The 24,827-nt window shown below is 62.3% G+C and carries 28 protein-coding genes and 1 pseudogene; 14 read left to right on the top strand and 15 right to left on the bottom strand.

From position 1 onward, the window contains the following. The first annotated feature begins 55 nt into the window (after window positions 1-55). The gene (locus tag LGH82_RS24925) at window positions 56-313 is read left to right on the top strand and encodes a DUF1150 family protein (RefSeq protein ID WP_227345278.1); all 258 of its coding nucleotides are present in this window, start codon (window positions 56-58) and stop codon (window positions 311-313) included. 66 nt (window positions 314-379) lie between these two features. Here LGH82_RS24925 and ptsN read toward each other — a convergent pair whose 3' ends face one another. The 6 genes from ptsN to lptC form a co-directional block, all read right to left on the bottom strand. After that, window positions 380-844 (bottom strand): PTS IIA-like nitrogen regulatory protein PtsN, encoded by a 465-nt coding sequence (ptsN, locus tag LGH82_RS24920; RefSeq protein WP_135898701.1) that lies wholly within the window; start codon window positions 842-844, stop codon window positions 380-382. Between the two features lie 59 nt (window positions 845-903). Beyond that, on the bottom strand, window positions 904-1,488 hold the full coding sequence (gene hpf / locus LGH82_RS24915; RefSeq protein WP_227345277.1) for a ribosome hibernation-promoting factor, HPF/YfiA family: 585 nt from the start codon (window positions 1,486-1,488) through the stop codon (window positions 904-906). A 356-nt stretch (window positions 1,489-1,844) separates the two neighbouring features. Beyond that, window positions 1,845-3,371 (bottom strand): RNA polymerase factor sigma-54, encoded by a 1,527-nt coding sequence (gene rpoN / locus LGH82_RS24910; RefSeq protein ID WP_227345276.1) that lies wholly within the window; start codon window positions 3,369-3,371, stop codon window positions 1,845-1,847. A gap of 296 nt (window positions 3,372-3,667) precedes the next feature. Then, window positions 3,668-4,486 (bottom strand): LPS export ABC transporter ATP-binding protein, encoded by an 819-nt coding sequence (gene lptB / locus LGH82_RS24905; protein ID WP_227345275.1) that lies wholly within the window; start codon window positions 4,484-4,486, stop codon window positions 3,668-3,670. Further along, window positions 4,486-5,088, bottom strand: a complete 603-nt coding sequence (locus LGH82_RS24900) for an LptA/OstA family protein (RefSeq protein WP_227345274.1) — start codon at window positions 5,086-5,088, stop codon at window positions 4,486-4,488. Before LGH82_RS24900 ends, lptB begins: the two co-directional genes overlap by 1 nt. Then, window positions 5,075-5,785, bottom strand: coding sequence for an LPS export ABC transporter periplasmic protein LptC (gene lptC / locus LGH82_RS24895; RefSeq protein WP_227345273.1), 711 nt, complete (start codon window positions 5,783-5,785; stop codon window positions 5,075-5,077). The genes LGH82_RS24900 and lptC overlap by 14 nt, the downstream gene beginning before the upstream one ends. 302 nt (window positions 5,786-6,087) lie before the next feature. Here lptC and sppA point away from each other — a divergent pair, with 302 nt between their 5' ends. The 4 genes from sppA (at window position 6,088) to LGH82_RS24875 (ending at window position 8,787) form a co-directional block, all read left to right on the top strand. After that, complete coding sequence (gene sppA / locus LGH82_RS24890; RefSeq protein ID WP_227345272.1) at window positions 6,088-7,044, top strand: signal peptide peptidase SppA; 957 nt, start codon at window positions 6,088-6,090, stop codon at window positions 7,042-7,044. An 81-nt stretch (window positions 7,045-7,125) separates the two neighbouring features. After that, window positions 7,126-7,410, top strand: coding sequence for an integration host factor subunit beta (locus LGH82_RS24885; RefSeq protein WP_056111776.1), 285 nt, complete (start codon window positions 7,126-7,128; stop codon window positions 7,408-7,410). 44 nt (window positions 7,411-7,454) lie between these two features. Next, window positions 7,455-7,787, top strand: a complete 333-nt coding sequence (locus LGH82_RS24880; protein ID WP_227345271.1) for a DUF1049 domain-containing protein — start codon at window positions 7,455-7,457, stop codon at window positions 7,785-7,787. Window positions 7,788-7,821: 34 nt separating this feature from the next. Next, complete coding sequence (locus tag LGH82_RS24875; protein ID WP_227345270.1) at window positions 7,822-8,787, top strand: ornithine cyclodeaminase family protein; 966 nt, start codon at window positions 7,822-7,824, stop codon at window positions 8,785-8,787. Here LGH82_RS24875 and LGH82_RS24870 read toward each other — a convergent pair. The 3 genes and pseudogenes from LGH82_RS24870 to LGH82_RS24860 form a co-directional block, all read right to left on the bottom strand. Beyond that, a complete protein-coding gene (locus LGH82_RS24870; RefSeq protein ID WP_227345269.1) occupies window positions 8,722-9,216 on the bottom strand; it encodes an EVE domain-containing protein in 495 nt (164 codons plus the stop codon). The two genes, LGH82_RS24875 and LGH82_RS24870, sit on opposite strands and share 66 nt — an antisense overlap. Continuing rightward, window positions 9,213-9,596, bottom strand: a complete 384-nt coding sequence (locus LGH82_RS24865; RefSeq protein WP_227345268.1) for a VOC family protein — start codon at window positions 9,594-9,596, stop codon at window positions 9,213-9,215. Before LGH82_RS24865 ends, LGH82_RS24870 begins: the two co-directional genes overlap by 4 nt. A gap of 80 nt (window positions 9,597-9,676) precedes the next feature. Then, window positions 9,677-10,361: pseudogene (locus tag LGH82_RS24860) on the bottom strand (helix-turn-helix transcriptional regulator). Window positions 10,362-10,510: 149 nt separating this feature from the next. Here LGH82_RS24860 and LGH82_RS24855 point away from each other — a divergent pair. From LGH82_RS24855 to LGH82_RS24830, 6 genes are all read left to right on the top strand, one after another. Further along, window positions 10,511-11,599 (top strand): class I SAM-dependent rRNA methyltransferase, encoded by a 1,089-nt coding sequence (locus LGH82_RS24855; protein ID WP_227345267.1) that lies wholly within the window; start codon window positions 10,511-10,513, stop codon window positions 11,597-11,599. After that, window positions 11,600-12,454 carry a TrmH family RNA methyltransferase gene (locus tag LGH82_RS24850; RefSeq protein WP_227345266.1) on the top strand — a complete coding sequence of 285 codons (855 nt, stop codon included), beginning with the start codon at window positions 11,600-11,602 and terminating at the stop codon, window positions 12,452-12,454. A 16-nt stretch (window positions 12,455-12,470) separates the two neighbouring features. After that, window positions 12,471-12,950, top strand: a complete 480-nt coding sequence (lspA, locus tag LGH82_RS24845) for a signal peptidase II (protein WP_227345265.1) — start codon at window positions 12,471-12,473, stop codon at window positions 12,948-12,950. 60 nt (window positions 12,951-13,010) lie between these two features. After that, on the top strand, window positions 13,011-14,000 hold the full coding sequence (locus LGH82_RS24840) for an MDR family oxidoreductase (protein WP_227345264.1): 990 nt from the start codon (window positions 13,011-13,013) through the stop codon (window positions 13,998-14,000). A gap of 135 nt (window positions 14,001-14,135) precedes the next feature. Beyond that, a complete protein-coding gene (locus LGH82_RS24835) occupies window positions 14,136-16,424 on the top strand; it encodes a PAS domain-containing hybrid sensor histidine kinase/response regulator (protein ID WP_227345263.1) in 2,289 nt (762 codons plus the stop codon). Between the two features lie 191 nt (window positions 16,425-16,615). Continuing rightward, window positions 16,616-17,491, top strand: a complete 876-nt coding sequence (locus tag LGH82_RS24830; protein ID WP_227349680.1) for a GNAT family N-acetyltransferase — start codon at window positions 16,616-16,618, stop codon at window positions 17,489-17,491. A 37-nt stretch (window positions 17,492-17,528) separates the two neighbouring features. Here the strand turns inward: LGH82_RS24830 and LGH82_RS24825 are convergent, their stop codons facing one another. The 5 genes from LGH82_RS24825 to grpE form a co-directional block, all read right to left on the bottom strand. Next, window positions 17,529-18,161, bottom strand: a complete 633-nt coding sequence (locus LGH82_RS24825) for a trimeric intracellular cation channel family protein (RefSeq protein ID WP_227345262.1) — start codon at window positions 18,159-18,161, stop codon at window positions 17,529-17,531. A 165-nt stretch (window positions 18,162-18,326) separates the two neighbouring features. Continuing rightward, a complete protein-coding gene (locus LGH82_RS24820; RefSeq protein ID WP_227345261.1) occupies window positions 18,327-18,842 on the bottom strand; it encodes a hypothetical protein in 516 nt (171 codons plus the stop codon). A 286-nt stretch (window positions 18,843-19,128) separates the two neighbouring features. Next, window positions 19,129-19,506, bottom strand: a complete 378-nt coding sequence (locus LGH82_RS24815) for a hypothetical protein (protein WP_227345260.1) — start codon at window positions 19,504-19,506, stop codon at window positions 19,129-19,131. 54 nt (window positions 19,507-19,560) lie between these two features. Then, window positions 19,561-20,487 (bottom strand): IS1595 family transposase, encoded by a 927-nt coding sequence (locus tag LGH82_RS24810; protein ID WP_227345259.1) that lies wholly within the window; start codon window positions 20,485-20,487, stop codon window positions 19,561-19,563. A 177-nt stretch (window positions 20,488-20,664) separates the two neighbouring features. Next, the gene (gene grpE, locus LGH82_RS24805) at window positions 20,665-21,297 is read right to left on the bottom strand and encodes a nucleotide exchange factor GrpE (protein ID WP_227345258.1); all 633 of its coding nucleotides are present in this window, start codon (window positions 21,295-21,297) and stop codon (window positions 20,665-20,667) included. Between the two features lie 236 nt (window positions 21,298-21,533). Here grpE and LGH82_RS24800 point away from each other — a divergent pair, with 236 nt between their 5' ends. From LGH82_RS24800 to LGH82_RS24790, 3 genes are all read left to right on the top strand, one after another. Next, window positions 21,534-21,734, top strand: a complete 201-nt coding sequence (locus LGH82_RS24800) for a hypothetical protein (RefSeq protein ID WP_227345257.1) — start codon at window positions 21,534-21,536, stop codon at window positions 21,732-21,734. A 196-nt stretch (window positions 21,735-21,930) separates the two neighbouring features. Next, a complete protein-coding gene (locus LGH82_RS24795; RefSeq protein WP_227349679.1) occupies window positions 21,931-22,953 on the top strand; it encodes a fatty acid desaturase in 1,023 nt (340 codons plus the stop codon). Between the two features lie 179 nt (window positions 22,954-23,132). After that, a complete protein-coding gene (locus LGH82_RS24790) occupies window positions 23,133-24,083 on the top strand; it encodes a phosphoribosylaminoimidazolesuccinocarboxamide synthase (RefSeq protein WP_227345256.1) in 951 nt (316 codons plus the stop codon). A gap of 47 nt (window positions 24,084-24,130) precedes the next feature. On the opposite strand, the gene LGH82_RS24785 is transcribed toward LGH82_RS24790, so the two are convergent. Beyond that, window positions 24,131-24,751, bottom strand: a complete 621-nt coding sequence (locus LGH82_RS24785) for a DJ-1/PfpI family protein (RefSeq protein ID WP_227345255.1) — start codon at window positions 24,749-24,751, stop codon at window positions 24,131-24,133. Between the last annotated feature and the right edge of the window lie 76 nt (window positions 24,752-24,827).

Below are 24,827 nucleotides of genomic sequence, written 5' to 3'. Positions count from 1 at the left end.
GAATGGCTCTTAGCGGGATGGCCTTGAGCGGCATCCTCGCGCCAAGGAGGCTAAAATGACCAGAACTGACGAAACCATCATTATGACCAGCGGCGAATTCGCCCATCTCGGCGAAGGCTCGGTCGCCTATCTCAGAAAAGTGTCGAGTGACGAATTGCTCGGCCGCTTCCCCGGCCTCGGCGAAATCGCTCCCGGCATGCAACTGTGGGCGCTGTTTGCCGCCAACGGCCAGCCGATCCTGCTTGCCGACGCCCGCGACCGTGCGCTGGCCGGCGCCATGGAAAACGACCTCACCACGGTCGCGATCCACTAACCGACGAGTACGGTGAAACGGCAAGGGCCGCCCAAGGCGGCCCTGTAGGGATTTCAAATACGAATTTCAGGCTGCGTGCGAGGCCTGGGTATCCGACAACAGCGCGTGGATTGCGACGGCATCGCGCGTACCCCTGATCTTGGCCACGGTGTCGGCGTCGCGCAGCACGCGCGCGATGCGTGACAGCGCCTTGAGGTGGTCCGCGCCGGCGCCTTCAGGCGCCAGCAGCAGAAACACCAGATCGACCGGCTGGTCGTCCAGCGCTTCGAAATCGACCGGCGTCTCCAGCCGGGCGAACACGCCGGCGATGCGCTTCACCCCGGCCAGTTTGCCATGCGGAATGGCAATGCCATTACCCACGCCGGTCGAGCCCAGCCGCTCGCGCTGCAGGATGGTGTCGAACACCTCGCGCTCCGGAATGCCGGAAATCGCGGCCGCCCTTTCGGACAGCAATTGCAGCAGCTGCTTCTTGGAGTTCGCCTTCAACGCCGGCAAGATTGCCGGAACGTTGATAAGATCGCTCAGATCCATGCTTGAAAATCCTTGTTCGCCTGCCGTCACCAGTCCCCACCCCTCGTGCGGCCGGCTTTTTATCCCTGTGCGACCTTGGTCATGGACGGGTCGATCCAGCCGATGTTTCCATCGGGCCGGCGATAGACGATGTTGAGATGTTCGTTTCCGGCGTTGCGGAACACGAAGACCGGGCTCTCCTTGGTGTCGAGCTCGATGACAGCGGACGCCACCGACATGGTCTGCAGCGTCATGGTTGATTCGGCGACGATGGCCGGCGCGTAATTCTCCGGAATGTCCTCGTCGTCATCGGCAAGCGGCGCCATCACGGCATAGGCGATGTCGGTGGGCTCACCATTGCCATTGCCTGAATTGTGCGACTTCAGACGGCGCTTGTAGCGCCTCAGGCGGGTCTCCAGCCGATCCGCGGCGGCCTCGAAGGCCAGCGTCGGATCCTGGGCATCGCCAGTGGCCTGCAGCGAGGCGCCGGAATCCAGCCGGATCATGCAATCCGCCGAATAGCGCGACCCCGATTTGATGACGGTGACGTGCCCCGAAAATCCGCGGTCGAAATACTTTCCGATCGCTTCGCCGACACGGTCGTTGATACGCGTACGAAACGCATCGCCGATATCCATGTGTTTTCCCGATATGCGCAGTTTCATCTGAAAACTGACCTTTCTTGCCCAGGCTTCAAACTGGCCAGAGTTTATACTCGTGGTCCGTGCGCACAAGCTTTGCGGCGTCACTCGCGCCGATTTTAAATCCGAACTTTCCAGTTGATCACAAGCCGCCTCTTGGCCATCCCTAGGCCACCGTCTTGACGGACCATCCGCATGCGGGCGATCAGCCCGTCTCATGCGGGCGGGCTTCTAGCCACTTCACCGCAGCTTGTCAATGAAGCCGGGCCCCGGTGGCAATCGCGCCCGGATAAAGGCCCTGTGGACAACATGTGTTTCAAGCGCCGCCGCGGCCGCCGCCCCCTCTTTCAGGGGCCTGCTACGCTAAAACAGGCTGCATTCTAGCGGCCGACGCTGGCCAGAGCGCGCTTTTCGCGTCGCCGCTGCACCGACGAGGGAATATTCATGCCCTCGCGATATTTGGCCACGGTGCGCCTGGCTATATCGACGCCACTCTCGCGCAGCATATCGACGATCGCATCGTCGGAGAGCACGTCGGCGGGCTTCTCCTCGTCGATCAATTGCTTGATGCGGTCACGCACCGCCTCCGACGAATGCGCGTCACCACCGCCCGACGCGGCGATCGAGGCGGTGAAGAAGTAACGCAGCTCGAACACGCCACGCGGCGTCAGCATGTATTTGTTGGCCGTGACCCGGCTGACCGTCGATTCATGCATGCCGATGGCGTCGGCCACGGTGCGCAGGTTGAGCGGCTTGAGGTGGCGCACGCCGTGCACCAGGAAGGCATCCTGCTGGCGAACGATTTCAGAGGCGACCTTGAGGATAGTCTTGGCGCGCTGGTCGAGGCTGCGCGTCAGCCAGTTGGCGTTCTGCAGGCACTCGGCCAGGAAATCCTTTTCCGTCTGGTTTTTCGCATGCGGCGACACCTGGGCGAAATAGATATGGTCGACCAGCACGCGTGGCAGCGTTTCAGCATTGAGTTCGACCGTCCAGCTGCCGTCATTGGCCGCCCGCACCTCGACGTCGGCGACGATCGCGTCGCTGGCGCCGACCGAAAACACCGTTCCAGGCCGGGGGTCAAGCGCCCGGATCTCTGCCAGCATGTCGAGCAGATCCTCTTCGTCGACGCCACAAATCCGCTTCAACGTCTGGAAATCGCGTCGCGCCAACAGTTCGAGATTGGCGACCAGCGCCTTCATCGCCGGATCGAGGCGGTCGCGCACGGCAAGCTGCAGCGACAGGCACTCAGCGAGGTCGCGGGCGAAGAGACCGGCGGGCTCGAAGGTCTGGCAGACCGCCAGGACCCTGGCCATGGCGGCGGAGTCCGTGCCCAGACGAGCCGCGATCTCGGCCATGTCGGCGCGCATATAGCCGGCTTCGTCGAGACTGTCGGCGAGTTCGCCGGCGATCAGTCGGGCCGCCGGATCGGCGAAGGCAAGGGCGACCTGTTCACTGACATGATCGCGCAGCGTGATGGCGGTGGCGGCCATGTCGCCCGCGTCAAGCCCTTCGGACGAGGTTGCGGATCCGTTGCCGGCCGCCGACTTCCACTGGGCCGTCAGGTCGGGACCAAGCCGCTCGCTCGTGCCCGGATCGTCGGGAAACAGGTTCTCCAGCGAACTGTCGAGCTTTTCCGAGATCGCCTCGGCGCTCCATGCCGTCTCGCTCTCGAACCAGTCGCCCTCGGCGGCGGCTTCCGGCTCGACATCGTTCTTCTGTGCCTGGTCGCTTGCCGCGTCATCTTGTGGTTCGGCCCGCTCAAGCAGAGGGTTGCGCTCGATCTCGTCATCGATGAAGCGCTCCAGCTCGACATGGGTGAACTGCAACAGCCGAATCGACTGCATCAGCTGCGGCGTCATCACCAGCGACTGCGACTGTCGTAGCTGTAGCTTCGCCGCCAGCGCCATGGTTCGGTTTCAAACGCCTCGTCTACGCATCCGCAACGCGGACAGGATTTTTTCAGCCGGACATAGAAACTGGCCCGGCTTTTGCTTGTCAAGCAATGACTAGCAAATCGCGTTTACGAAGACGTTATCAGGCGACAAAAATCGAAGAAATCACGCCAAAGCGTACGAAAATCGCGCTGTCGACGCGATTTTCGCTCAGAGCAATTCCAGGAAAAGTGTCAAACGGTTTTCCGGCCGGAATTGCGTCGAACAAAGAGCCAGGGCGGTTCCGCGTTTCCGTGAAACGAGGAGCCGCTCTATAGGGTGAAGCCCTCGCCGAGGTAAAGCCGCCGCACATCGGCGTTTGCGACCACCTCATCGGCCCTGCCATGGGTCAGAACCTGGCCCGCATGGATGATGTAGGCGCGGTCGATCAGGCCAAGCGTCTCGCGGACATTGTGATCGGTGATGAGCACGCCGATGCCGCGTGCCGTCAGATGGCGCACCAATTGCTGGATATCGGCAACGGCGATCGGGTCGATGCCGGCAAAGGGTTCGTCGAGCAGCATGTAGGCGGGACGCGTCGCCAGCGCACGGGCGATTTCGAGACGCCGACGCTCGCCGCCCGAAAGCGACATGGACGGCGCCTTGCGCAAATGGCTGATGTGAAATTCCTCGAGCAGTTCGTCGAGGCTGCGCTCGCGTTCCTTGCGGCTCTTCTCGACCACTTCGAGCACGGCACGGATGTTCTGCTCGACGGTAAGACCACGAAAGATCGACGCTTCCTGCGGAAGATAGCCGATGCCCAGGCGCGCGCGGCGGTACATCGGCATCGAGGTGACGTCGAAGCCGTCGATCTCGATCGTGCCTTCGTCTACCGGCACCAGACCGGTAACCATGTAGAAACAGGTTGTCTTGCCGGCGCCATTGGGACCGAGCAGGCCAACAGCCTCGCCGGCGCGCACGCCAAGCGTCACGCCGTTGACGACCTTGCGACCCTTGTAGCTCTTGGTCAGGCCCTTGGCGATCAAGGTTCCCTTGAACTTTGCCGCATCGACAGTCACCGTGGCCGGTGCCGCGAGCGTGCTCGCGGCACGTCCCGACAGACGCGCCATCAGCGAGGATGCACCGGCCATTAGGGCTTTGCCGCGTCCGGTTTTGCCGCGTCCGACTTCGGCGGCGTGATCGACATCATGACGCGCTGACCACTACAGGGATCGACCTGAGCCAGGCCGCTCTTCATCTGCACGGTCAGCTTGCAGCCCACCAGGACGTTGTCGTTTTGTGACAGGACGACCTTCTTGCCCGAAAGCACCAGCACCTGGCTCTTCATGTCGAAGCTGCCGCTGTCACCGGTCGCGACCTGCTGATCCGACTTGATGTAGACTTTGTCCTCTACCTCCAGATGATCAATATTGGCCGAACCGGTCATCGCCGCGCCCGCGGCTTCCGTGCCCTTGGCGGCGGCGCTTGGATCCTTGACGTAATAGACCGTCATCTTGCCGGCCTTGAGCACGGTCGGACCCTGAACGACGCTTACATTGCCGGTGAACACCGCAACGCTCTCCGCCTGCCGAACCTCGAGCTTGTCGCTCTCAATCTGGATCGGCTTGTCGCCGGACAGTTTGAGGCCTGACATCTGGCTGGTGGCGTTCGTTTGCGCCCAAGACGACGCCAGCCCCAGGAACAGCAATGCCGAAGTCGCAGCCATGAGCCGCGCCGAACTACTGAGCCGCATTGGATTCTCCGCTCTTTCCCTCTGTCGCCAAGCTGGCGGAATCGATATTGACGCGCACCCTGTTCTCGAAAATCAGAACCTTGCCATTGTCCTGGACCGACATGGAATCCGCGGTGATCCGCGACGCGCCTTTGCCGACGTCGACGGGATCTCCCGTCTTCATAGTGCCTTTGCCCATGTCGAGGAAGACCGATTTGAATTTGGCTTCCATTCCGTCGGTGGTGCTCACCGTGACGTCGCTAGTCAGGTTCATCGTGTTGCCGTCGCGATCATAGATGCCGCGCGAGGCGCTCACGGTGGCGATGTTGTCGATCGCGATCGGCAGCTTGGCATCGATGCCCTCCAGTTCGATGATGCCCTGCTTGGTCACGTCCTGTATGGCGCGCAACGCGGTCATCGAATAGGGCTGCTTCTCCTTGGTGAAGCCATTCAGCTTGGGGTTGGCCATGACGAGCTTGCCATTGGAAAAAGCCGTACCTTCGGCCTGGACCGCGACCGAGATGGGCGCGGCGAGATAGGAATAGGCCGGAAAGCCGACAGCGATCGCGACAGCGAGCAGCGGTATCGCGAACTTCAGGATACGCACGCGGCGCGAATGGCGCTGCGCACGTCCGAAGGCATCGCCCCTCTCCAGGCCAGCCGTCGGGGGAGCCAACTCCGTCTCGGTGTTGGTTGGTTCAATCGTTCGCGCTAACATCACAGCTTTCTTTATAGCCCTGCCCGCCGGACACCGCCTATAGGTGGGAAGCCGACGCTCTCAAGCAAGCACAAGCGGAGGAAAACCGCGAAAATATGACAGCTTTCCCTGCGTGAACCAAATCAAATCCCTGCTACGGTGTGTCATATCAGATACGGGCGTGATGCGTTAATTTTTCATCCACCACCGGTTGTCATATCCCCGAAAGCCATTCCGCCTCGCTGCAAGCCTCTCAGGAAACCGGTAGCCGGGAGCCAGAGCTTGCTTTAAAAGCGTCTGCTTCCGCGACTATGAGGCAGACCATGGCATTGAGAGCCGACGACCTGATCGACCGCCGCCGCTTGCGGCGGAAATTGACCTTCTGGCGCGTTGCGGCGATCGCGATCCTGGCGCTCGGGCTGGTTGCCATCGCCTCCTGGTTTTACGGGGACGAATTCAATGGCGCCACGGTCGACCATATCGCCAAGGTCAGGATCGAGGGCACGATCACCGAGGACGATGAGCTGATCAAGCGCCTGGAGAGCATCCGCAAGTCCGACAAGGTGAAAGGCGTGATCCTGGCGATCGATTCACCGGGCGGCACCACGGTCGGCGGCGAAACCATCTACGAGGAAGTGCGCAAGCTGGCGGCGGACAAGCCGGTGGTCGCCGAGGTCGGCACCCTTGCCGCATCGGCGGGTTACATGATTGCAAGCGCGGCCGATCATATCGTCGCCCACAAATCCTCGATCGTCGGGTCGATCGGCGTGCTCATCCAGTATCCGGATGTCAGCGGCATGATGGACAAGCTCGGCATCAAGCTCGAGGAAGTGAAGTCGTCGCCGCTCAAGGCCTCGCCCTCACCGTTCAAGCCGACGACTGACGACGAACGCGCCATGGTCCGCAAGCTCATCCTCGACAGCTACGACTGGTTCGTCGGCATTGTCGCGGAGCGCCGCAAGATGACCCACGAGCAGGCGCTGGCGCTGGCCGACGGCTCGATCTTCACCGGCCGACAGGGCGTCGCCAACGGGCTGATCGACGGCGTCGGCGGCGAGACCGAGGCAGTCGACTGGCTGGCGACCAAGGGCGTCGACGCCAAGCTCAAGGTGGTGGAATGGAAGAACACGGAAAAACGCGGCGGCTTCCTGTTCTCCAGGACGATGCTGCGCACGATCACCAGCGCGCTCGGCCTGCCCGACTACAGCGGCGATGTAATGCACGAACTTGGCGCCGACCGCTTGTTTCTTGACGGTCTCGTTTCCGTCTGGCACCCTTGAGGGGCCGTTTGGGGCGAGTGAAAAAGCAAATAAAATCATCCTCATAATTTTGACCGCACAGCTTTCACGGGGACCTCTCTCATGATCAAATCCGAACTTGTGCAGATCATTGCCACGCGCAACCCGCATCTTTTCCTGCGCGACGTCGAAAACATTGTCGGCGCCATTTTCGACGAGATCACCGACGCGCTTGCCGACGGCAATCGGGTCGAATTGCGTGGCTTCGGGGCTTTCTCGGTCAAGAATCGGCCGGCACGCACGGGCCGCAATCCGCGCACCGGCGAATCCGTCGAGGTCGAGGAGAAATGGGTGCCGTTCTTCAAGACCGGCAAGGAGCTGCGTGAAAGGCTGAACGGAGGAAAGTAGGCGCGGTCTCTTTTGACGAGGCCAGTCTTCCAGCGGAAAACATCATGCTCAATCGATTCATGCTCATCGTGGTCTTCGTGCCACTGGCCATCATGCTGATCGCGCTGGCCGTCGCCAACCGCGAGCCGGTTGCCTTCACCTTGGACCCGTTCAACCCCGGCAATCCGGCGCTGACGCTGACCTTGCCGCTTTTCATCTTCCTGTTCCTGGCCCTTGCCATCGGCATGATTGTCGGCAGCATGGCAACCTGGGTCAAGCAGGGCCGCCATCGCAAGCTGGCGCGCCAGCGCGGCGTGGAAGCCGAGAACCTGCGCCAGTCGATCAGCCGTGCGCCCGCCGCACCGCAAGGTCCCACCTTGCCCAAGTCAACCAACTGAACCGGTTGGCATTTTTCTCTCCACGGAGCTTTCCATGCTGACCATTTCGGCCGCTGAGGTCGATCATGCCCTGACGTTTCCCGGATTGGTCGAGACGTTGCGCGCGGCTTTTCGCGATGGCGCGGTGCAGCCCGTGCGGCATCACCATGCGGTCGAACGCCCCGATGGCGCGGCGTCCACGCTGCTCCTGATGCCGGCCTGGACCGATTTCAACGCGGCCGGGACATCGTCCGGCGGCCATATCGGCGTCAAGATCGTCACCGTGTCGCCAGACAACAACGCGATCGGAAAGCCGGCAGTGATGGGGCTTTATCTTCTGCTCGATGGCGCGACGGGCGAGCCCGAGGCACTGATCGACGGCCAGCGGCTGACGCAGTGGCGCACCGCTTGCGCCTCGGCGCTTGCCGCCTCCTATCTCGCTCGCGAGGACGCCGCGCGGCTGCTGGTGGTCGGCGCCGGTGCGCTGTCGCCATTCCTTGCCAAGGCGCATTCGTCCGTGCGGCCGATCAAGACCATCCGCATCTGGAACCGGACCCCGGCCAATGCCGAGAAAGTCGCCGAAGAGCTGCGTGCCGAAGGTTTTGCCGCCGAAGCCGCTGACGATCTCGACGCTGAACTCGGCCAGGCCGATATCGTCTCCTCGGCGACCATCACCGCGACGCCGCTCATCAAGGGCGCGTCGCTGAAGCCCGGGGTCCATGTCGATCTCGTCGGCGGCTTCACGCCCACAATGCGCGAAGCCGACGACGATGCGATCATCAGGGCCCGCGTCTTCGTCGACACGCGTGCCGGCGCCACCAAGGAAGCCGGCGACATCGTCCAGCCGCTGGCCTCCGGCGTGCTGAAGGCCGAGGCCATTGTCGCCGATCTCCACGAATTGGCGCGCGACCAGCAAAAAGGCCGGCGGAGCGCGGACGAGATCACGCTGTTCAAGTCAGTCGGCGCGGCACTCGAGGACCTCGCCGCAGGCATCGCCGTCTACCAGGCACTCAAGCGGTAGGATCAGCGCTTGTTCGGCGCCCATCGCCTCGGCGATCAGCGCGAAGTCCCCGGCACTGATGGGGAACAGGCCGAAGCGAAGCTGGTAGCCCCAGTTCGACTTGCCGGCGGTGAATTCCAGCCGGTCGAGTAGCGGCTTGATCGGCGTTTCGCTTGCCTTTGCCCATTCGACATCGCGCCGGAATGGCGTGAAGCCGCCGCCCATCTCGCCCTGGTAGGGTTCGCCTTCCCGGACGGTGCCAACAGCGGTAAACGCCTGCAGACCGTCCTTTTCGCCTAAAACAGTGCTCGGCGAATAATAGACGATGCCATCGCCGGGCTTGACCCTGCGCAGCGGCGCTGCCTTGCCGTGGTTGACCTGCATGAAGCCTTCTGTCCTGCCGCGCCGGACATGCGCGGCCGACGCCACCGCGATCCAGTGGGCGCTCATGACTGTTCCCCCGCATCGGACAGCCAATAGACGCGCAAGCGGTGATTGTCGGGATCGACAGCGACGAAGGTACGGCCGAAATCCATGTCCGTGGGTGTCTGGATGATTTTCAGACCCCGCTCAGCCCAGTCGGAATGGGTGGCATCGACGGCGGCCGGCGTCTCCAGCGCAAACACGATCTCCCCACCACCGCCGGGCGCCGCCGCTGCCGGCTCCACCGTATGGCGCGACCACAGGCCAAGTTTGAAACCGCCATCCAGCACGAACAGCACGAAGGTCGGCGCGCTCTCGACCGGCTCCCGGCCAAGCAGCGCACTGTAGAAAGCGCCGCTCTCAAGCGGCTGGTCGACATAGAGGATGACGAAATTCGGGGGTGTCATGATCTGCTCTCCAAGGCGTTCAGTGTTTCGACTGGAAGACCATAGAAGGCGCTACTGTCAGATTCTGGCAGTAGCAGTCATTAGCGGCGCGGTTTGTCGAGTGTCGCCCGCCATTCCTTCAGCAGCACCTGTCGCCGGCGCGGGTAGCGTGTGTCGGTTGCCTTGAGCTCCGCCATACGATCGGCGCGAAAATGCCGGAAATCCTGCCGCGTCTCGCACCAGGCCACCACCACCCGCACCTTGTCGAAGAAGCCGAGCGCAAACGGCCACACGATACGCTCGGACGCAGCCCCGCCCGCATCACGATAGAGAAAACCGAGCTTGCGCTCGTTGCGAATGGCCTGCCGGACCAGGCCGAGGTCGATGCCTTCCACCGGTTCGGCAGGCGGCCCGACCAGCAGCGCGGTGGCATCCAGATCCTCGCGCAGATCATCCGGCAGCACGGCGGCGATCTTGACCAGCGCGTTGGTGGCGGCAGCGGAAAGGCGCGTGTCCGGCTGCTTGGCGACCCAGCGAGCCCAGCACGATCGCCTCGATCTCCTCATCGGTGAACATCAGCGGCGGCAGCATGAAGCCGGGTTTCAGCACATAGCCCAGCCCCGCCTCGCCCTCGATCGGCGCGCCCTGTCCCTGCAGCGTGGCGATGTCGCGATAGAGCGTGCGGATCGAGATGCCCAGCTCATCGGCGAGCACCCGCCCGCTCACCGGGCGACGATGGCGGCGCAATGTCTGGATGAGGTCGAGCAGGCGTTCTGAACGGGACATGAGTTTTCCGGGCCGTCTTGGCGACGCACGATAGAGCCATGCCGTACCGGTCGGAAGCCTCGTCACTTCATTGGCGCGAAAACCTCTCCCGGTTGCGGAGTGCCTGACGCTGTGCCAAAAGCGGCCACGCCGTTGGGAGATGCCGCTTCTTGAAGTCTTTTCGCGACAAACGCCGCGACAGCCGCCCGCCCCAATCCGCGAAGGGCGCGACGGAACAATCGCGCCCGCGCGCCAGCCATGCGGCTGCGGCCAGGCCTGATCCAAAGCCACGCGAGCAGCACGAGGCGAAGGCTGACGAGCAGCCGAAATCCGCGCCGCGCATCCTGGCCCGCCGCGACGGCGCCCTGCCCGCCGAGCATCTGCCGGTGATCCTCGAAGTGGCGCCCAATGCCGACTATGCGCTGCTCGACAGCGGTGCCGGCCAGAAGCTCGAGCAGTACGGACCCTATCGGATCGTCCGGCCAGAGGGCCAGGCGATCTGGCAAAAGGCATTGCCGGCAAAAGACTGGGAACGCGCCGACGCCATCTTCACCGGCGATACCGACGAGGAGGGCATCGGCCGCTGGCGCTTCCCCAAGACGCCGCTCGGCGAAACCTGGCCGATGAAGCATGACGGCATCGACTATCTCGGCCGCTTCACCTCGTTTCGCCATGTCGGCGTCTTTCCCGAGCAGGCGTCGCACTGGGACCATATGGCCGGACTGATCGCCTCGGCCAAGCGGCCGGTGAAAGTGCTGAACCTGTTCGGCTATACCGGCGTTGCATCGCTGGTGGCGGCGCGCGCGGGCGCCGAGGTCACCCATGTCGATGCGTCCAAGAAGGCGATCGGCTGGGCCCGCGAAAACCAGGAGATGGCCGGCCTCGGCGGCAAGCCGATCCGCTGGATCGTCGATGACGCGGTAAAATTCGCCGAGCGCGAGGAGCGCCGGGGCAGCCGCTACGACATCGTCCTGTTCGATCCGCCGGCCTATGGCCGTGGTCCCAAGGGCGAGGTCTGGCAATTGTTCGAGGACCTGCCGGCGCTGACCGATCTCTGCCGTTCGATCCTGACACCGAAACCGCTCGCGGTGGTGCTGACGGCCTATTCGATCCGCGCTTCGTTTTTCACCATCCATGCCCTGATGCGCGATACTTTTGCCGGCATGGGCGGCAAGGTTGAATCGGGAGAGTTGATCATCCGTGAAAAATCCGCCGGCCGGGCGCTTTCGACCTCATTGTTTTCGCGTTGGGTGGCCTGAATGAATGAGCGACATGCAGGTTCGCCAGGACTGGTGAAGGAAGTCACCAGCCTTGCCAATCCGCTGGTGAAGGACATCAAGGCGCTCGCCCAGAAGAAATTCCGCGACCAGCAGAATGCCTTCATGGCCGAGGGATTGAAGCTGGTCATCGACGCGCTTGATCTTGGCTGGTCTATCAAGACGCTTGTGTTCGCCAAGGCCGGGCTCGGCAACCCGGCGATTGAAAAGGTCGCGGCGCGCACCGTCGCTGCCGGCGGCACGGTGCTCGAAGTGTCGGAAAAAGTGCTTGTCGCGATCACCCGCCGCGACAATCCGCAGATGGTGGTCGGCGTCTTTTCGCAGAGATTCCTGCCGCTCAAGGATATCCGCGCCGACAATGGCGACGTCTGGGTGGCGCTCGACCGCGTGCGCGACCCCGGCAACCTCGGCACCGTCATCCGCACCATCGACGCCGTCGGCGCCAAGGGCGTCATCCTCATCGGCGAAACCACCGACCCGTTTTCCGTCGAGACGGTACGCGCGACGATGGGCTCGATCTTCGCGGTGCCCGTGGTCAAGGCCAGCCAGGAAGCCTTCCTCGCCTGGCGCGGCGGGTTTTCGGGCCTTGTCGGCGGGACACATCTGAAAGGAGCGGTCGATTACCGCTCGATCGATTACTCTCGTGGCCCGGTGCTGCTGATGATGGGCAATGAGCAGCAGGGTTTGCCAGACAATCTGGCCGCGAGTTGCGACAGGCTGCTGCGGATACCGCAGGCGGGCCGCGCCGATTCTCTCAACCTCGCTGTCGCCACCGGGATCATGCTGTTCGAGATCCGGCGCACCGCGCTGAAGCTCGAGCCCGTCGCCGATTTGTAATGGAGGCCGCCAAGCCGTGAAGTCATGGTCCCCCTACGCCCTACTGGTGGTCGCCGCAATCGCGCTCGACCAGTGGATAAAATACATGGTGGAGACCGGCCTCGCCTTTCAGGAAAAGCTCGACCTCGTGCCGTTCCTGGCGTTGTACCGCACCTACAACACAGGCATCGCCTTCTCGATGTTCTCGTCCTTCGGCGACACCGGCCTGATTGCCATCTCGCTCGCTGTCGTCGCCTTCGTTCTCTATCTCGCGACCCGCACGCCGTCCGGACATGTTCTTGCGCGCATTGGCTTTGCCCTGATCGTCGGCGGTGCGCTTGGCAATCTGATCGACCGCGCCACCTATGGCCACGTCATCGACTACATATTGTTCCACACGCCGGTCTGGTCCTTCGCCGTGTTCAACTTGGCCGATGCCTTCATCTCGGTGGGAGCCGTGCTGGTCGTCTTCGACGAACTCATCGGCTGGCGGCGCGAGGCAAAGCCGGAAGCCTGAACGATTGACCTGATGCGGTCCTCGCCGCACAGTCCGTCCAGCGCGATCGAGGAGAGAAAAATGACCGAAACCTTCAAAGCCATCCTCGTCTCGCGTGACGCCGAGAAAAAGCAGTCCGTGGCGGTGACCGATCTCACCGAAGCCGACCTGATGGAAGGCGATGTCACCGTCGCCGTCGAGGCGACGACGGTGAATTACAAGGACGGTCTCGCCATCACCGGCAAGGCGCCGGTGATCCGCCGCTGGCCACTGGTGCCCGGCGTCGATTTCGCCGGCACTGTCATCTCCTCCTCCCATGCCGACTGGCACAAGGGCGACAAGGTCATCCTGAACGGCTGGGGCGTGGGCGAGACCCATTACGGCGCCTATGCCGGGCGCGCCCGCGTCAAGGGCGATTGGCTGGTGCCCCTGCCGGAAGGCATGAGCGCGCATGACGCTATGGCGGTCGGCACGGCTGGCTATACCGCCATGCTCTGCGTCATCGCGCTGGAGCGGCATGGCATCGTGCCCGATCGCGGCCCGGTGGTGGTGACCGGTGCTGCCGGCGGCGTCGGCTCGGTCGCCGTCTCGCTCCTGTCCAGCCTCGGCTACCATGTCATCGCCTCGACCGGCCGCAATGCCGAAAGCCCCTATCTGATCGACCTTGGCGCGGCCGAAGTGATTTCGCGCGAGGAGCTTGCCCAGCCGGCCAAGCCGCTGGCCAAGGAGCGCTGGGCCGGCGGCATCGACGCGGTCGGCAGCCATACGCTGGCCAATGTTCTTTCGATGACCTCCTATGGCGGCGCGGTCGCCGCCTGCGGCCTGGCGGGCGGCATGGACCTGCCGTCGAGCGTGGCCCCCTTCATCCTCCGCGGCGTCTCCCTGCTCGGCATCGATTCGGTGATGGCGCCGAGGGCTGTCCGCATGGAGGCCTGGCGTCGCATCGGCAGGGATCTCGATCTGCAAAAGCTCGCCAGCCTTTCGACCACCATCGGCTTCGACGACATCATCGCCACCGCCGGCGACATCGTCGAAGGCAAGGTTCGCGGCCGCGTCGTGGTCGACATGTAGATCGCGCCCTTCTGCTCGTCATCGCGCGCAGCGTGACGCGCGGGCGGGCCGGATTTCAGCCCAAAACTAGACATCCGCTAAAATTCGAACGATCCGCCGCAGTCTTCCATAATTTCTGTCTGGCAAGGATTTCGCATGACTGCGGAATCCGTCATTGCAGAAACGGAGAGTGCTGAAAGCGTCGACGGGATGACCCCGGAGACGCCAAGGCGTCAGCTTGCCGCCACGCCGCCGCTGGCGCCGGAATTGGCTGCAAGCAACCGCGAAGGCCTGGCGTTCGTAACGCTCGTGGCCATCGCCATCCTGGCTTGCCTGGCGCATCTCACCGGTGCACCGATCTTCATCACGGGCGGCCTGTTGGCCGCCTGCATGGCCGGCCTTGCCATACATCTGCGCTCCAAGCGCGCGCACCGCCGCACGGCGGCCTTGCTCGATGCGACCACTGCCCGCAGCCGCGCCGAGATCGAGACGCTGGCCGACCGCATGTGGGAGATGCAGGAGAGCGAAGAGCGCTTTCGCGGGCTGATCGACGCGCTCGGCGACCTCGTCGTCCACCGTGACCGCGACGGCCACATCGTCTATGCCAACAAGGTCTTCGGCGATCTTGTCGAAAGCGACCCACGCGACCTTGCCGGCAAGACGCTGGTGGAACTCGGCATCGACGTCGGCATCGTTCCCGACGCTGCATTCTCCGACCATGAATGCCTGAGTTCCACCGATGTCGCCATCCGCACACCGAACGGTCCGCGCTGGTTTTCATGGATCGAACTGTCGGTGCGCGAAAAGGACAGTGGCACCGTTTCGCATCGCGCGATCGCCCGCGACATCACCGCCCGCAAACGCGCCGAATCGTCGCTGATCACCGCCCGCGAGCGGGCCGAGTATGCGAGCCAGGCCAAGTCGCGCTTCCTGGCGACCGTCAGCCACGAAATCCGCACACCGATGAACGGCATCATGGGCATGGCGAGGCTCTTGGCCGACACGAGCCTTTCGCTTGAGCAGCAGACATATGTCAACGCCGTCTCCACCTCCGCCAGTGCCCTGCTCGCCCTGATCGAGGACCTGCTCGACTATTCCAAGATCGAGGCCGGCCGTTTCGACCCCGAGCCTCAGCCGATGTCGGTGCGCGAGATTGCCGACAACGTCGTCGAACTGCTGTCGGCGCGTGCCTTCGCCAAGAACATCGGCCTTGGCTGCCACGTCGAACCCGACGTGCCGCAGATGATCACCGCCGATCCGGGTCGGGTGAGGCAGGTGCTGCTCAACCTGATCGGCAACGCCATAAAATTCACCGACAGCGGCGGCGTACTGGTGAGCATCGCGCGCGCGCGCACCGAAACCACCGACCGCATATGCTTCACCATCGCCGACACCGGCCCTGGCCTGCGTGACGAGGACATGGAGCGCATCTTCGAGGAGTTCGAGCAGGCCGACGGCACCTCGACGCGCGCCCATGGCGGCGCCGGTCTCGGCCTCGCCATATCCAAGCGCCTGATAGCGGCCATGGGCGGCACCATATCGGTGTCGAGCCGGCTCGGCCAGGGGTCCGAATTCGTCGTCGAAATACCGGCGATTTCGGCCGTCGAAGCCCCACAGAACCGCCGCAACGCCCTGTTGGGCCGCCGCGCGGTGATCCTCTCCAGGAACGCCATCGAGGCCGACGCCATCGCGCGTACCATCCGAGCCAACGGCGGTACTGTCGATCTCGCCACGACCGCCGCCCAGGCGATACTCTACGCGGCGGGCTGCGATGTGCTGCTGATCGATGCGGCCATGGAGGAGAACGAAGGCAGGCTGCTCAAGCGGCTGCGTCAGAGCGGCTTCACCGACTGCGAGGCCATCACCCTGATCGCGCCGACCGATCGTGGCATGCTCGGCGAGTTTCGTGCGAACGGCTACGCCACGTTCCTGGCCCGGCCGGTGCGCGACAGCACGCTGTTGCGCGTGCTTTTGACCAACCATGTCGGCATTGTTGCCCAGCCACCGCTGGAGAAGCGCGGCACGCCCTCCGTCCGGGCCGTCGGCGGCCGCCGGGGTGGCCTCTCCGTGCTGATCGCCGAGGACAACGACATCAACGCCATGCTGGCCCGCGCCACGCTGCTGAAGGCCGGGCATCGCGTGAAGGTGGTCGGCAACGGCAAGGCCGCGGTCGAGGCCGTCACCGATGCGGCCCATAGGAACCGCTTCGACGTCGTGCTGATGGACCTGCATATGCCGGTGATGGATGGCCTCGACGCCATCGCGGCGATTCGCCGCCACGAGGAGGAAACGGCCACGCCGCCGGTTCCGATCATGGTGCTGTCGGCGGACAGCCAGGAAAAGACCCGCCACGCCGTGCTTGCCCATGGCGCCAGCGGTTTCGTGACCAAACCGCTCGATCCAGAAGCCCTGGTCAACGCCGTGGAGGCGCAGGTGGCTGCCTGAGTTTCTTGTGGTCCACCGTCCTCGCGCAAGATGATTTTCCTCACGCAAGGTAGCCGGTTGAAGGCATTACCCGGCCGGCGAAGTATTGCCCGTGACGCCGTATCACGGTACTGTCACAATCCTGTTGCACCTACACCATATCCCCGTGCCAAGAGGGATGGCTCGAAGGAGAATCACTCGTGCATACAGTTATGCCGGAATGTGACACTCGGCCGAACGCCGGCGGCGCCTTGCTCGCCGGGCGGAACGTCGACTCGGTCATAAAAGGCGCATCGCTTGGCCGTATCGGCAACCTCGAAGTGCGGCTTGCCCGCAACGAGGCGGAGATCGCTGCCGCGCAGGAGGTACGCTATCGGGTATTCTATGACGAGCTTGGCGCGAGGAAGGACCTCTTCCAGGCGCAGGATCGGCGCGATTCCGATCGCTTCGACCCGCACTGCGATCACCTGCTGGTCTTGGACAATTCTATTTCCGGCCCCGAGCATCGCCGCATCGTCGGCACCTACCGACTTCTGCGACAGGAGATCGCGGCGACCGCCGGCGGGTTCTACTCCGAAGGCGAGTTCGAGCTGACCAAGCTGATCGCCCGCCATCCCGGCCAGCGCTTCCTTGAGCTTGGCCGCTCCTGCGTTTTGCCCGAATACCGCTCGAAGCGCACCATCGAGGCGCTCTGGCAGGGGATCTGGGCCTATATCAATCACTACGGCATCGGCGTGATGACAGGCTGCGCGTCCTTCCCCGGCACGGTGCCGGCGGCGCACGCCGAAGCGCTTGCCTATCTTGCCCATCACTGCCGGACAAACTCGGCCTGGGACGTGCGCGCGGTCGCCGGGCGCTATTGCTCGATGGACCTGATGCCAATCGAGGCCGTCAACGCCAAGGCGGCGATCGCGGCCATGCCGCCGCTGGTCAAGGGCTATCTGCGCGTTGGCGCGCGCATCGGCGACGGCTGCGTCATCGACCGCGAATTCTCGACCGTGGACGTGTTCATCGTGATGCCGGTCAAGGAAATCGGCGCCCGCTACGTCAACTACTATGGCGGGGAAGCGCAACGCTTCGCGGCCTGACGCTGGCGAATAGCGAAAGCTACTGTTCGCTTTCTTTTCACGGAATGTCTTCCGGCCGCCTGCCGGGCCGGCTCTTGTAGGACGGAAACGACCAGCCGAATTTGAGCGCGCCGCCACGCACGACGAACGCCGCCACGAAGCCGGCAAGGCTCGACACCAGCGGCGGCAGGCCGGAAATATCTCCGAGTGTGTAAAGGGACGCGCCGGCAAGGGCCGCCGTGACATAGATTTCCGGTTTCAGCAGCACCGATGGCTCGCCGGCCAGAAGGTCGCGCAGGATACCGCCGAAGGTGGCGGTGAGCATGCCGGTGATGATCGAAACCACCGGCGAACCGGTGATCGCCAGACCCTTGGCCGCGCCCATCACCGAAAAGGCGGCCAGCCCGATGGCATCCAGCCACAGCAACAGCTTGTAGCGGGACTCGAAACGATGCGCGGTGAAGAAGACCATGACCGCCACCACCGCGCAGATCAGCACATAGTCGCGATTCACCACCCAGAACACCGGCACGTTGAGGATGAGATCGCGAAACGTGCCGCCACCGATGCCGGTCACGCTGGCCAGGAACAGGAAGCCGATGATGTCGAGTTGCTTGCGCGAGGCGGCAAGCGCACCCGTCGCCGCGAAGACGGCGACGCCAGCATAGTCGAGAAGCGAGATGGGGTTCATGGGGTAAGGCAGTGGCAATTATGCACTTGAGTTAGCACATGTCAGATGATACAGAATTGGCCGACAGGCCGGCACTAGAATCAAACGAAATCGAAGTCACGCCCGAGATGATTGACGCTGGCGCGCGACTTCTTTCCGATATGTTTTCTGAAGCGAATGATTGGCTTACCCGCCAAAGGGTAGAGGGAATTTATCGCGAGATGGCTTCTCAAGCGCCCGAGAGATAATCCGGCCGGCTAAAGTTGCTGCCGGACTATTCAGGCGAAGAAATTCGTCGCCGAAATAGTCGACATCTAGAGATGACATGCAATAGGTAGGCCAGTTCGCTAGATCGCGTTCCTTGAACGAAGCGTATGAAGGATAGAGCGCGTAGGCGTAGTCCAATGCCATAGCATCAACCCATTGTTTCGGGATGTAGTGGTCCACAACACCGTGCGCGATGTCATTCCTTCGAGCCGAGAAACAGGTGGCGTTCGTGAGTATGATTTTGAATTCGCTTTGCAACTCGTCGTCGGGGAATTCCGCGAAATAAGCCTCCGTCGCGGCGCGCAACATTTGGGCTCTGCCTTCAAAAGTCCGGACAGCCACATATGCGCGGCTGGCGGCTTGGGTCGCCCCGCCAGTGACGAACGCCGAAAAGAGGATCGCGAGAATGCCTTCGTACCGCTCCCATCGTGACAAGGCGCGCTTCCAACGGAGGTATATACCGCCTCAGGCGATGGGTCGCCCTTTTCCGCCCAGGGTCTCCTGTCCCATGCCGCGAGCGGCTTAGGCGGTGGCATTTTCTTTGGCATGAGGTGTCCTCCCATTGATCGATGATGAAAAAACTCTGAGTGACGTTGAAATTGCGGAACGTGAAAAGAAGGCGCTCAAGAGCCTTCTTGCAACGCCACCGCAACCTAAGACGAAGCCGCAGAATGACGCGAGTCCGAAAAAGCGCGGTCGGCCGCCGAAGGGCGACCCAAAATCATGACACGTGTTTCGCGACAGAAAGTAGGCCGTAAATGGCAATGGAAATTGTGGCTATCGCGCTGATGATCGATATCACAATGGCGATAGTCGCCCTTTTGTTTGCACTTTCGGCGGCCTCTGCGGTCCGGGAAGCAGCGTCAGCCGCCCGGGAAGCTTCAGATGCAGCGTCTCGGGCAATTGCGTTGGCTTCAGCCTGGGATGCCAAGGTAGCGTCTCTCAACGCCGCTTCCTGATCCAGCCGTTTCGATTCCAGCCACTCTCTGGCAAAGCGCACATTCTCTTCGCCGTATATGTGGGTAGCCAAGTTCTGGCGCACGGCTCTTTCGCCAAGCTTCTCAAATTCTTTCCAGCGGATTTCGACAAACTCGTTCATGAGATCGGCCCCTTTGTTTTCTTTCGCCTCCGCAAAAAGCGTTTTGCCTTTTGCTTAGGCGTGACCGGCTTCACGAGGCTGTCGATAAGTCAGCCGCTTGCCTTCTGCACCCTTGAGGGCTTTGGCGGCGCGCTCTGCGTCCTCGACGCCAAGACCCGAACGGTAGTTGTACCTGAAATCGAATTCGCTCAAGTACCTGTGGAGGTGGGCTTCGCTTACCGAATGATAGACGCCGTTAATGCCGCGCTTGAGGATCGAAAAGAAATTCTCGGCGGTGTTGATATGCATGAAGCCACCAAGGCGAGCGTACTCGTTAGCGGAATGGTTCACGGTGCCATGGCTGGCGTATTCTTTGCCAAGGCGTGGGTAGACCGCGCTTTCGTCCGTCATCAATGCGCTGGCTCGGTCGGCGGTCGTTACGATGATCGGGCGCACGGTATCGGCGGTGACGTTCGCAACATGGAAAGATGCAACGCGACCGTCGCGCTCGACCAGCGACAGAACGGCTTTCTTCGGTGCCGGTTCGCGGTGCGCACGGTTCTTGGCCTTGCCGCCGACATAGGCCTCGTCGGCTTCCACAACCTTGTTCTTGCCGCCAAGACCGCCAGCGGGAAGGTCTTCGCGCATTGCTTCACGGATGCGATGCGCGAGGAACCATGCAGAGCGATAGGAGCCGATGCCAAGATTGCGCATCAACTGATGGGCGCTGATACCTTTCTTGCTGGACGCAATGAGGTGTATCGCGAGCAGCCACTTATGCAGCGGAATATGCGAGCGCTCCATAACGGTGCCTGTGCGGCAAGTGAACTTGCCCCGGCAATCGTTGCAAAGGAACATGCCAGCCTGCGTCTTGCCCGCCATGCGATGGACGCTCAAGCCGCCGCAAAGCGGGCAAGAGGCACCATTCGGCCAGCGCGAGGCTTCGATATGCTCGCGGGCTGCATCTTCGTCATGAAAGCGGGCTTCGGAAAGGCTGGTCATTGCGGTGTTCTCCAATGACCAGAATATAGCGAACCTAGGCTGCTAACTCAAGTGCATAATTGCCAAGGCAGTAGGGGAATAAGGGAATAGGGCAGTATGAATAGCACGAAGCCGCATAATTGGTACGGCTGCTCTTTTCCCCTACTGCCTTACTCCCCTACTGCCCTATTCCCTTAGTTAGGCGTCTTTCTCGGCCTGCTCATTGACCGGGCCCGGCTCCACCGGCGCCACGGCCGCCAGCTTCGGGCCGCCCTTGGCGACGCCGACCATGGCGGGACGCAGCACCCGCTCGCCGATCGAATAGCCGGGCTGCACGACCTGGACGACGGTGTTGGCCGGCACGTCCGGATTGGGGACCTCGAACATCGCCTGGTGGAAATTCGGGTCGAACTTCTCGCCTTCGGGCGCAAGCTTCTTCACGCCGTGCCGTTCCATCGCCGACAGCATGGCGCGCTCGGTGAGTTCGACACCGTCGATCAGCGCCGTGAAGCCAGCGTCGCCGGATGCCTTGGCCTCGGCCGGTATCGCATCCAGTGCGCGGCGCAGATTGTCGGAGACCGACAGCATGTCGCGCGCGAAATTGGCAACCGCGTAAGTACGCGCGTCGTGCACGTCGCGCGCGGTGCGGCGGCGCAGGTTTTCCATCTCGGCCGCGGTGCGCAGCGCGCGGTCCTTCAGCTCTTCATTTTCCTTTAGAAGCCGCACAAGTGCTTCATAGTCGCCGTCGACACTGCCTTGCGCACGCTCGGCAGCGGCGTCGATCGCCTCGATTTCATCGGGCGCGCGTTCGTCTTTTGCCTGGTCGCTCATCGCCGTTTCCCGTCATTTCGAATGGTTTGGATTTGTGCCCGATATCGAGGTTTGGCGGCCAAAAATCAAGGGGTAAGCGATATTGGAGGCCATCAGTCGATCTCCGGCCGCCCATGGCCGGTACTTCAATTTTAATTCAAACTTTACCCTAATCGCCGGCTTTGCTTGCCACGATGGCGTGAGGGGGGAACCATTCGCTTGCTGGAGGAGTTTCGAGACCGACAAAGGATTTTGAGATGATGACCCGCAAGAATGGCGAAAGACCCGAGGGCTTGGCCGCCGACATCAGGCGCCAGATGAGCACCGAGGCGACGAAGCGCTTTCTGCGTAACTTGCCGGCCTTCCGCGCGGATAATGACATTCCCGAGCATTTCAGGGAATTGCTCAGCCGCCTCGACGGTGTCGAGAAGATGGTGACCAGCGACAGATCCCGTTAACAGAGCGCTGCCCGTTAGCGCGTCTTGCCTGTTGTTGCAGATCGATGATCGCCTAGGAAACGACTTTTCCCTACCGCCTCCGGCCCGCTGTACGGCAATCGCGAGCCAGAAAACGGCCTATCGCGCGTCAATTACGCGCAGTAATTTCACGTGATCCTTGCCTTGCGGCAACGGGATGCTCCGCCTATGCTTCATGATGAACATGATTTCCCCTGACGCGGCCGCCAACAGCAAGCGTGCCTGGTTGAAGATTCTGGCGCGCTACAAGAAGCCTGACCGGCGGCGCAGCACCATCGAACTCGCCATCACCCTCATTCCTTTCGCAACGCTCTGGGCGCTGTCTTCAGCCGCTTATGCCTATGGCCATTGGTGGGGTTTGATCCTCATCCTGCCGGCGGCCGGCTTCCTGGTGCGCATTTTCATGATCCAGCACGATTGCGGCCATGGCTCATTCTTCGCCAATCGCTATGCCGACGACTGGATTGGCCGCGCCCTGGGTATCCTGACGCTGACGCCTTACGATTGCTGGCGGCGCGCCCACGCGACCCATCACGCCACCGCCGGCAATCTCGACGAGCGCGGCATGGGCGATATCCGGACGCTGACCGTCGCCGAGTATCGGCGACTGTCCTGGCGGGGCCGCCTCGCCTATCGTCTCTACCGTCACCCCCTGGTCATGTTCGGCCTCGGCCCGACATGGCTTTTCATCTTCGAGCACAGGCTGCCGGTCGGCATGATGCGCGGCGGCTTGACGCCGTGGGTGTCCTCCATGTCCACCAATCTCGCCATTGCGGTTGCCGCCGCCTTGCTGATCTGGCTGGTCGGCCCCGGCGCGTTCCTGGTCGTCCATCTGCCCATCGTTATCCTTGCCGGCTCGGCCGGTATCTGGCTGTTCTATGTCCAGCACCAGTTCGAGGAGACGGAATGGGCTAAGGACGACGACTGGGAATTCCAGCATGCCGCGCTGCACGGCTCATCCTACTACGACCTGCCGCCTGTGCTGAACTGGTTCACCGGCAATATCGGCGTGCACCACGTCCACCACCTCTCCGCCAAGGTGCCGGGCTACCGCCTTCAGGAAGTGCTGAGGGACTATCCGGAACTGCGCGGCATTGGCCGCGTGACGCTCCTCGACAGCCTGCGCTGCGTCAAGCTGGCCTTGTGGGATGAAAGCCGCCGGAAGCTGGTGTCGTTCCGCGAAGCGCGGATGGCGGTTTGATGCCTGTCGCCCAAAAGTGCGCAGCGGTTTTGGGGCAACGACATGCATAAAAACAAAAACGTGAAGCGCGTCGACTGAACCCGCTTCAACGCGACGCGATTTAGAGCCAATCGACATTGATGGATCGGGCATGGCGCTTTAAGCAACATGCATCGACCACCGGCAAAAGACATCCACCAATGAGCGATCTCCGCGTCCTTTCAGATGCCTTCATTCCCGAACTTCCGAATCGCTACAGCGGCAAGGTGCGGGAAAATTACGACCTGCCGGATGGTCGGCGCATCATCATCGCCACCGACCGTCTCAGCGCCTTCGACGTGATCCTGACCTCGATCCCGTTCAAGGGCGAGATCCTCACCCAGATCGCCCGCTACTGGTTCGAAGAAACCGCCGATATCTGCCCCAACCACGTTCTTGAGTATCCCGACCCGAACGTTGTCGTGGGCACCCGGCTCGAAATCCTGCCGGTTGAAATTGTCGTGCGCGGCTATCTGGCGGGAACCACCAGCACGTCGATCCTGACGAAATACAGGAACGGCGAACGGGACATGTATGGAACCGTTTTCCCGGACGGTTCGCGCGCGAATGAAAAGCTTCGCGAAGCGATCATCACGCCCACGAGCAAGGCCTTTGACGGTGGCCACGATGAGCCGCTGTCGGAAGCCCAGATACTGGAACAGGGTCTTCTCACGCCTGCGCAATGGCAGACCGTCTCAGGCTACGCCTTGCGGTTGTTCGCCCGAGGCCAGACGCGCGCCGCCGAAAATGGCCTGATCCTCGCCGACACCAAATACGAGTTTGGCGTCGACAAGGATGGTACGATCATTCTGGCCGACGAGATCCATACGCCCGACAGCAGCCGCTATTGGATCGCCGCGACATACGAACAGGCGTTCGAGAACGGCAATCGGCCGGAGAGTTTTGACAAGGATTTCATCCGATCCTGGGTCACCGCGCGATGCGACCCCTACAAGGATCCGATCCCGACGATCCCCGACGAGATCGTCAATCAGGCCTCACGGGTTTACGCCCAGGCCTATGAAGCGATCACGGGCAAGGCGTTCTCGCCCGACCTTTCCGGGGACACGGTGCTCGATCGCGTCCGCGCCAATCTCAAGCGCTATTTCTAGATATCTGCCGCCACACCACGGGGCGCGGCGGCCTGGTAACTTCCGGATCAGGCCGCCTGGCGCTCGCCGCGCATCAGGATTTCGCCGTGGCGGATTTCCGTACCCAGTACCTTCAAGCATTCGCGAATGAAATTGGACAGGCCAGGCCAGCCCTTGGCCGACACCAAATTGCCGTCGACATGGGCGCCTGTCGGAGCGACATCGATATAGATGCCGCCGGCCAGCGTCACCTCCGGCTCGCAATAATGCAGCGCCGCCACTTCCCTGCCGCGCACGACGCCATCGACCGCGATCAGGATCTGCACGCCATGGCAGATGGTGAAGATCGGCTTGCCGGCCTCATGGAAATGCCGCACCAGCGCCTGCACCCGCTTGTCGATGCGGATGTATTCGGGACCACGTCCGCCCGCCGCGTAAACGGCGTCATATTCGTCCGGCTTCACCTCGGAAAAGGTCTTGTTGAGGATGTAGTCGTGGCCAAGCTTTTCCGTATAGGTCTGGTGGCCTTCGAAGTCGTGCAGCGACGTCTTCAAGATGTCGCCCGCCTTCTTGTCCGGGCAGACGACATGGACCGTGTGGCCGACCGCATGCATGGCCTGTTCAAAGACGAAAATCTCATACTCCTCGCTGAACTCGCCAACGAGCATCAATATCTTCTTGCCAGCCATTCCCGGTTCCTCGCCTGTGATCATATTTATTTTGGATCGCAAAATAATGGACCTATCCTACGGGCAGGATGACGTC

The organism is Mesorhizobium sp. PAMC28654 (genome assembly GCF_020616515.1).
Taxonomy (GTDB): Bacteria; Pseudomonadota; Alphaproteobacteria; order Rhizobiales; family Rhizobiaceae; genus Mesorhizobium.
This window is presented reverse-complemented; position numbering and strand designations above follow the sequence as displayed.

What these genes read in the sequence shown, in the direction of transcription:
- LGH82_RS24925 (WP_227345278.1), top strand. Translation starts at nt 56, where the DNA reads ATGACCAGAACTGACGAAACCATCATTATGACCAGCGGCGAATTCGCC.
- ptsN (WP_135898701.1), bottom strand. Translation starts at nt 844, where the DNA reads ATGGATCTGAGCGATCTTATCAACGTTCCGGCAATCTTGCCGGCGTTG.
- hpf (WP_227345277.1), bottom strand. Translation starts at nt 1,488, where the DNA reads ATGAAACTGCGCATATCGGGAAAACACATGGATATCGGCGATGCGTTT.
- rpoN (WP_227345276.1), bottom strand. Translation starts at nt 3,371, where the DNA reads ATGGCGCTGGCGGCGAAGCTACAGCTACGACAGTCGCAGTCGCTGGTG.
- lptB (WP_227345275.1), bottom strand. Translation starts at nt 4,486, where the DNA reads ATGGCCGGTGCATCCTCGCTGATGGCGCGTCTGTCGGGACGTGCCGCG.
- LGH82_RS24900 (WP_227345274.1), bottom strand. Translation starts at nt 5,088, where the DNA reads ATGCGGCTCAGTAGTTCGGCGCGGCTCATGGCTGCGACTTCGGCATTG.
- lptC (WP_227345273.1), bottom strand. Translation starts at nt 5,785, where the DNA reads ATGTTAGCGCGAACGATTGAACCAACCAACACCGAGACGGAGTTGGCT.
- sppA (WP_227345272.1), top strand. Translation starts at nt 6,088, where the DNA reads ATGGCATTGAGAGCCGACGACCTGATCGACCGCCGCCGCTTGCGGCGG.
- LGH82_RS24885 (WP_056111776.1), top strand. Translation starts at nt 7,126, where the DNA reads ATGATCAAATCCGAACTTGTGCAGATCATTGCCACGCGCAACCCGCAT.
- LGH82_RS24880 (WP_227345271.1), top strand. Translation starts at nt 7,455, where the DNA reads ATGCTCAATCGATTCATGCTCATCGTGGTCTTCGTGCCACTGGCCATC.
- LGH82_RS24875 (WP_227345270.1), top strand. Translation starts at nt 7,822, where the DNA reads ATGCTGACCATTTCGGCCGCTGAGGTCGATCATGCCCTGACGTTTCCC.
- LGH82_RS24870 (WP_227345269.1), bottom strand. Translation starts at nt 9,216, where the DNA reads ATGAGCGCCCACTGGATCGCGGTGGCGTCGGCCGCGCATGTCCGGCGC.
- LGH82_RS24865 (WP_227345268.1), bottom strand. Translation starts at nt 9,596, where the DNA reads ATGACACCCCCGAATTTCGTCATCCTCTATGTCGACCAGCCGCTTGAG.
- LGH82_RS24850 (WP_227345266.1), top strand. Translation starts at nt 11,600, where the DNA reads ATGAATGAGCGACATGCAGGTTCGCCAGGACTGGTGAAGGAAGTCACC.
- LGH82_RS24840 (WP_227345264.1), top strand. Translation starts at nt 13,011, where the DNA reads ATGACCGAAACCTTCAAAGCCATCCTCGTCTCGCGTGACGCCGAGAAA.
- LGH82_RS24835 (WP_227345263.1), top strand. Translation starts at nt 14,136, where the DNA reads ATGACTGCGGAATCCGTCATTGCAGAAACGGAGAGTGCTGAAAGCGTC.
- LGH82_RS24830 (WP_227349680.1), top strand. Translation starts at nt 16,616, where the DNA reads ATGCCGGAATGTGACACTCGGCCGAACGCCGGCGGCGCCTTGCTCGCC.
- LGH82_RS24825 (WP_227345262.1), bottom strand. Translation starts at nt 18,161, where the DNA reads ATGAACCCCATCTCGCTTCTCGACTATGCTGGCGTCGCCGTCTTCGCG.
- LGH82_RS24815 (WP_227345260.1), bottom strand. Translation starts at nt 19,506, where the DNA reads ATGAACGAGTTTGTCGAAATCCGCTGGAAAGAATTTGAGAAGCTTGGC.
- LGH82_RS24810 (WP_227345259.1), bottom strand. Translation starts at nt 20,487, where the DNA reads ATGACCAGCCTTTCCGAAGCCCGCTTTCATGACGAAGATGCAGCCCGC.
- grpE (WP_227345258.1), bottom strand. Translation starts at nt 21,297, where the DNA reads ATGAGCGACCAGGCAAAAGACGAACGCGCGCCCGATGAAATCGAGGCG.
- LGH82_RS24800 (WP_227345257.1), top strand. Translation starts at nt 21,534, where the DNA reads ATGATGACCCGCAAGAATGGCGAAAGACCCGAGGGCTTGGCCGCCGAC.
- LGH82_RS24795 (WP_227349679.1), top strand. Translation starts at nt 21,931, where the DNA reads ATGAACATGATTTCCCCTGACGCGGCCGCCAACAGCAAGCGTGCCTGG.
- LGH82_RS24790 (WP_227345256.1), top strand. Translation starts at nt 23,133, where the DNA reads ATGAGCGATCTCCGCGTCCTTTCAGATGCCTTCATTCCCGAACTTCCG.
- LGH82_RS24785 (WP_227345255.1), bottom strand. Translation starts at nt 24,751, where the DNA reads ATGGCTGGCAAGAAGATATTGATGCTCGTTGGCGAGTTCAGCGAGGAG.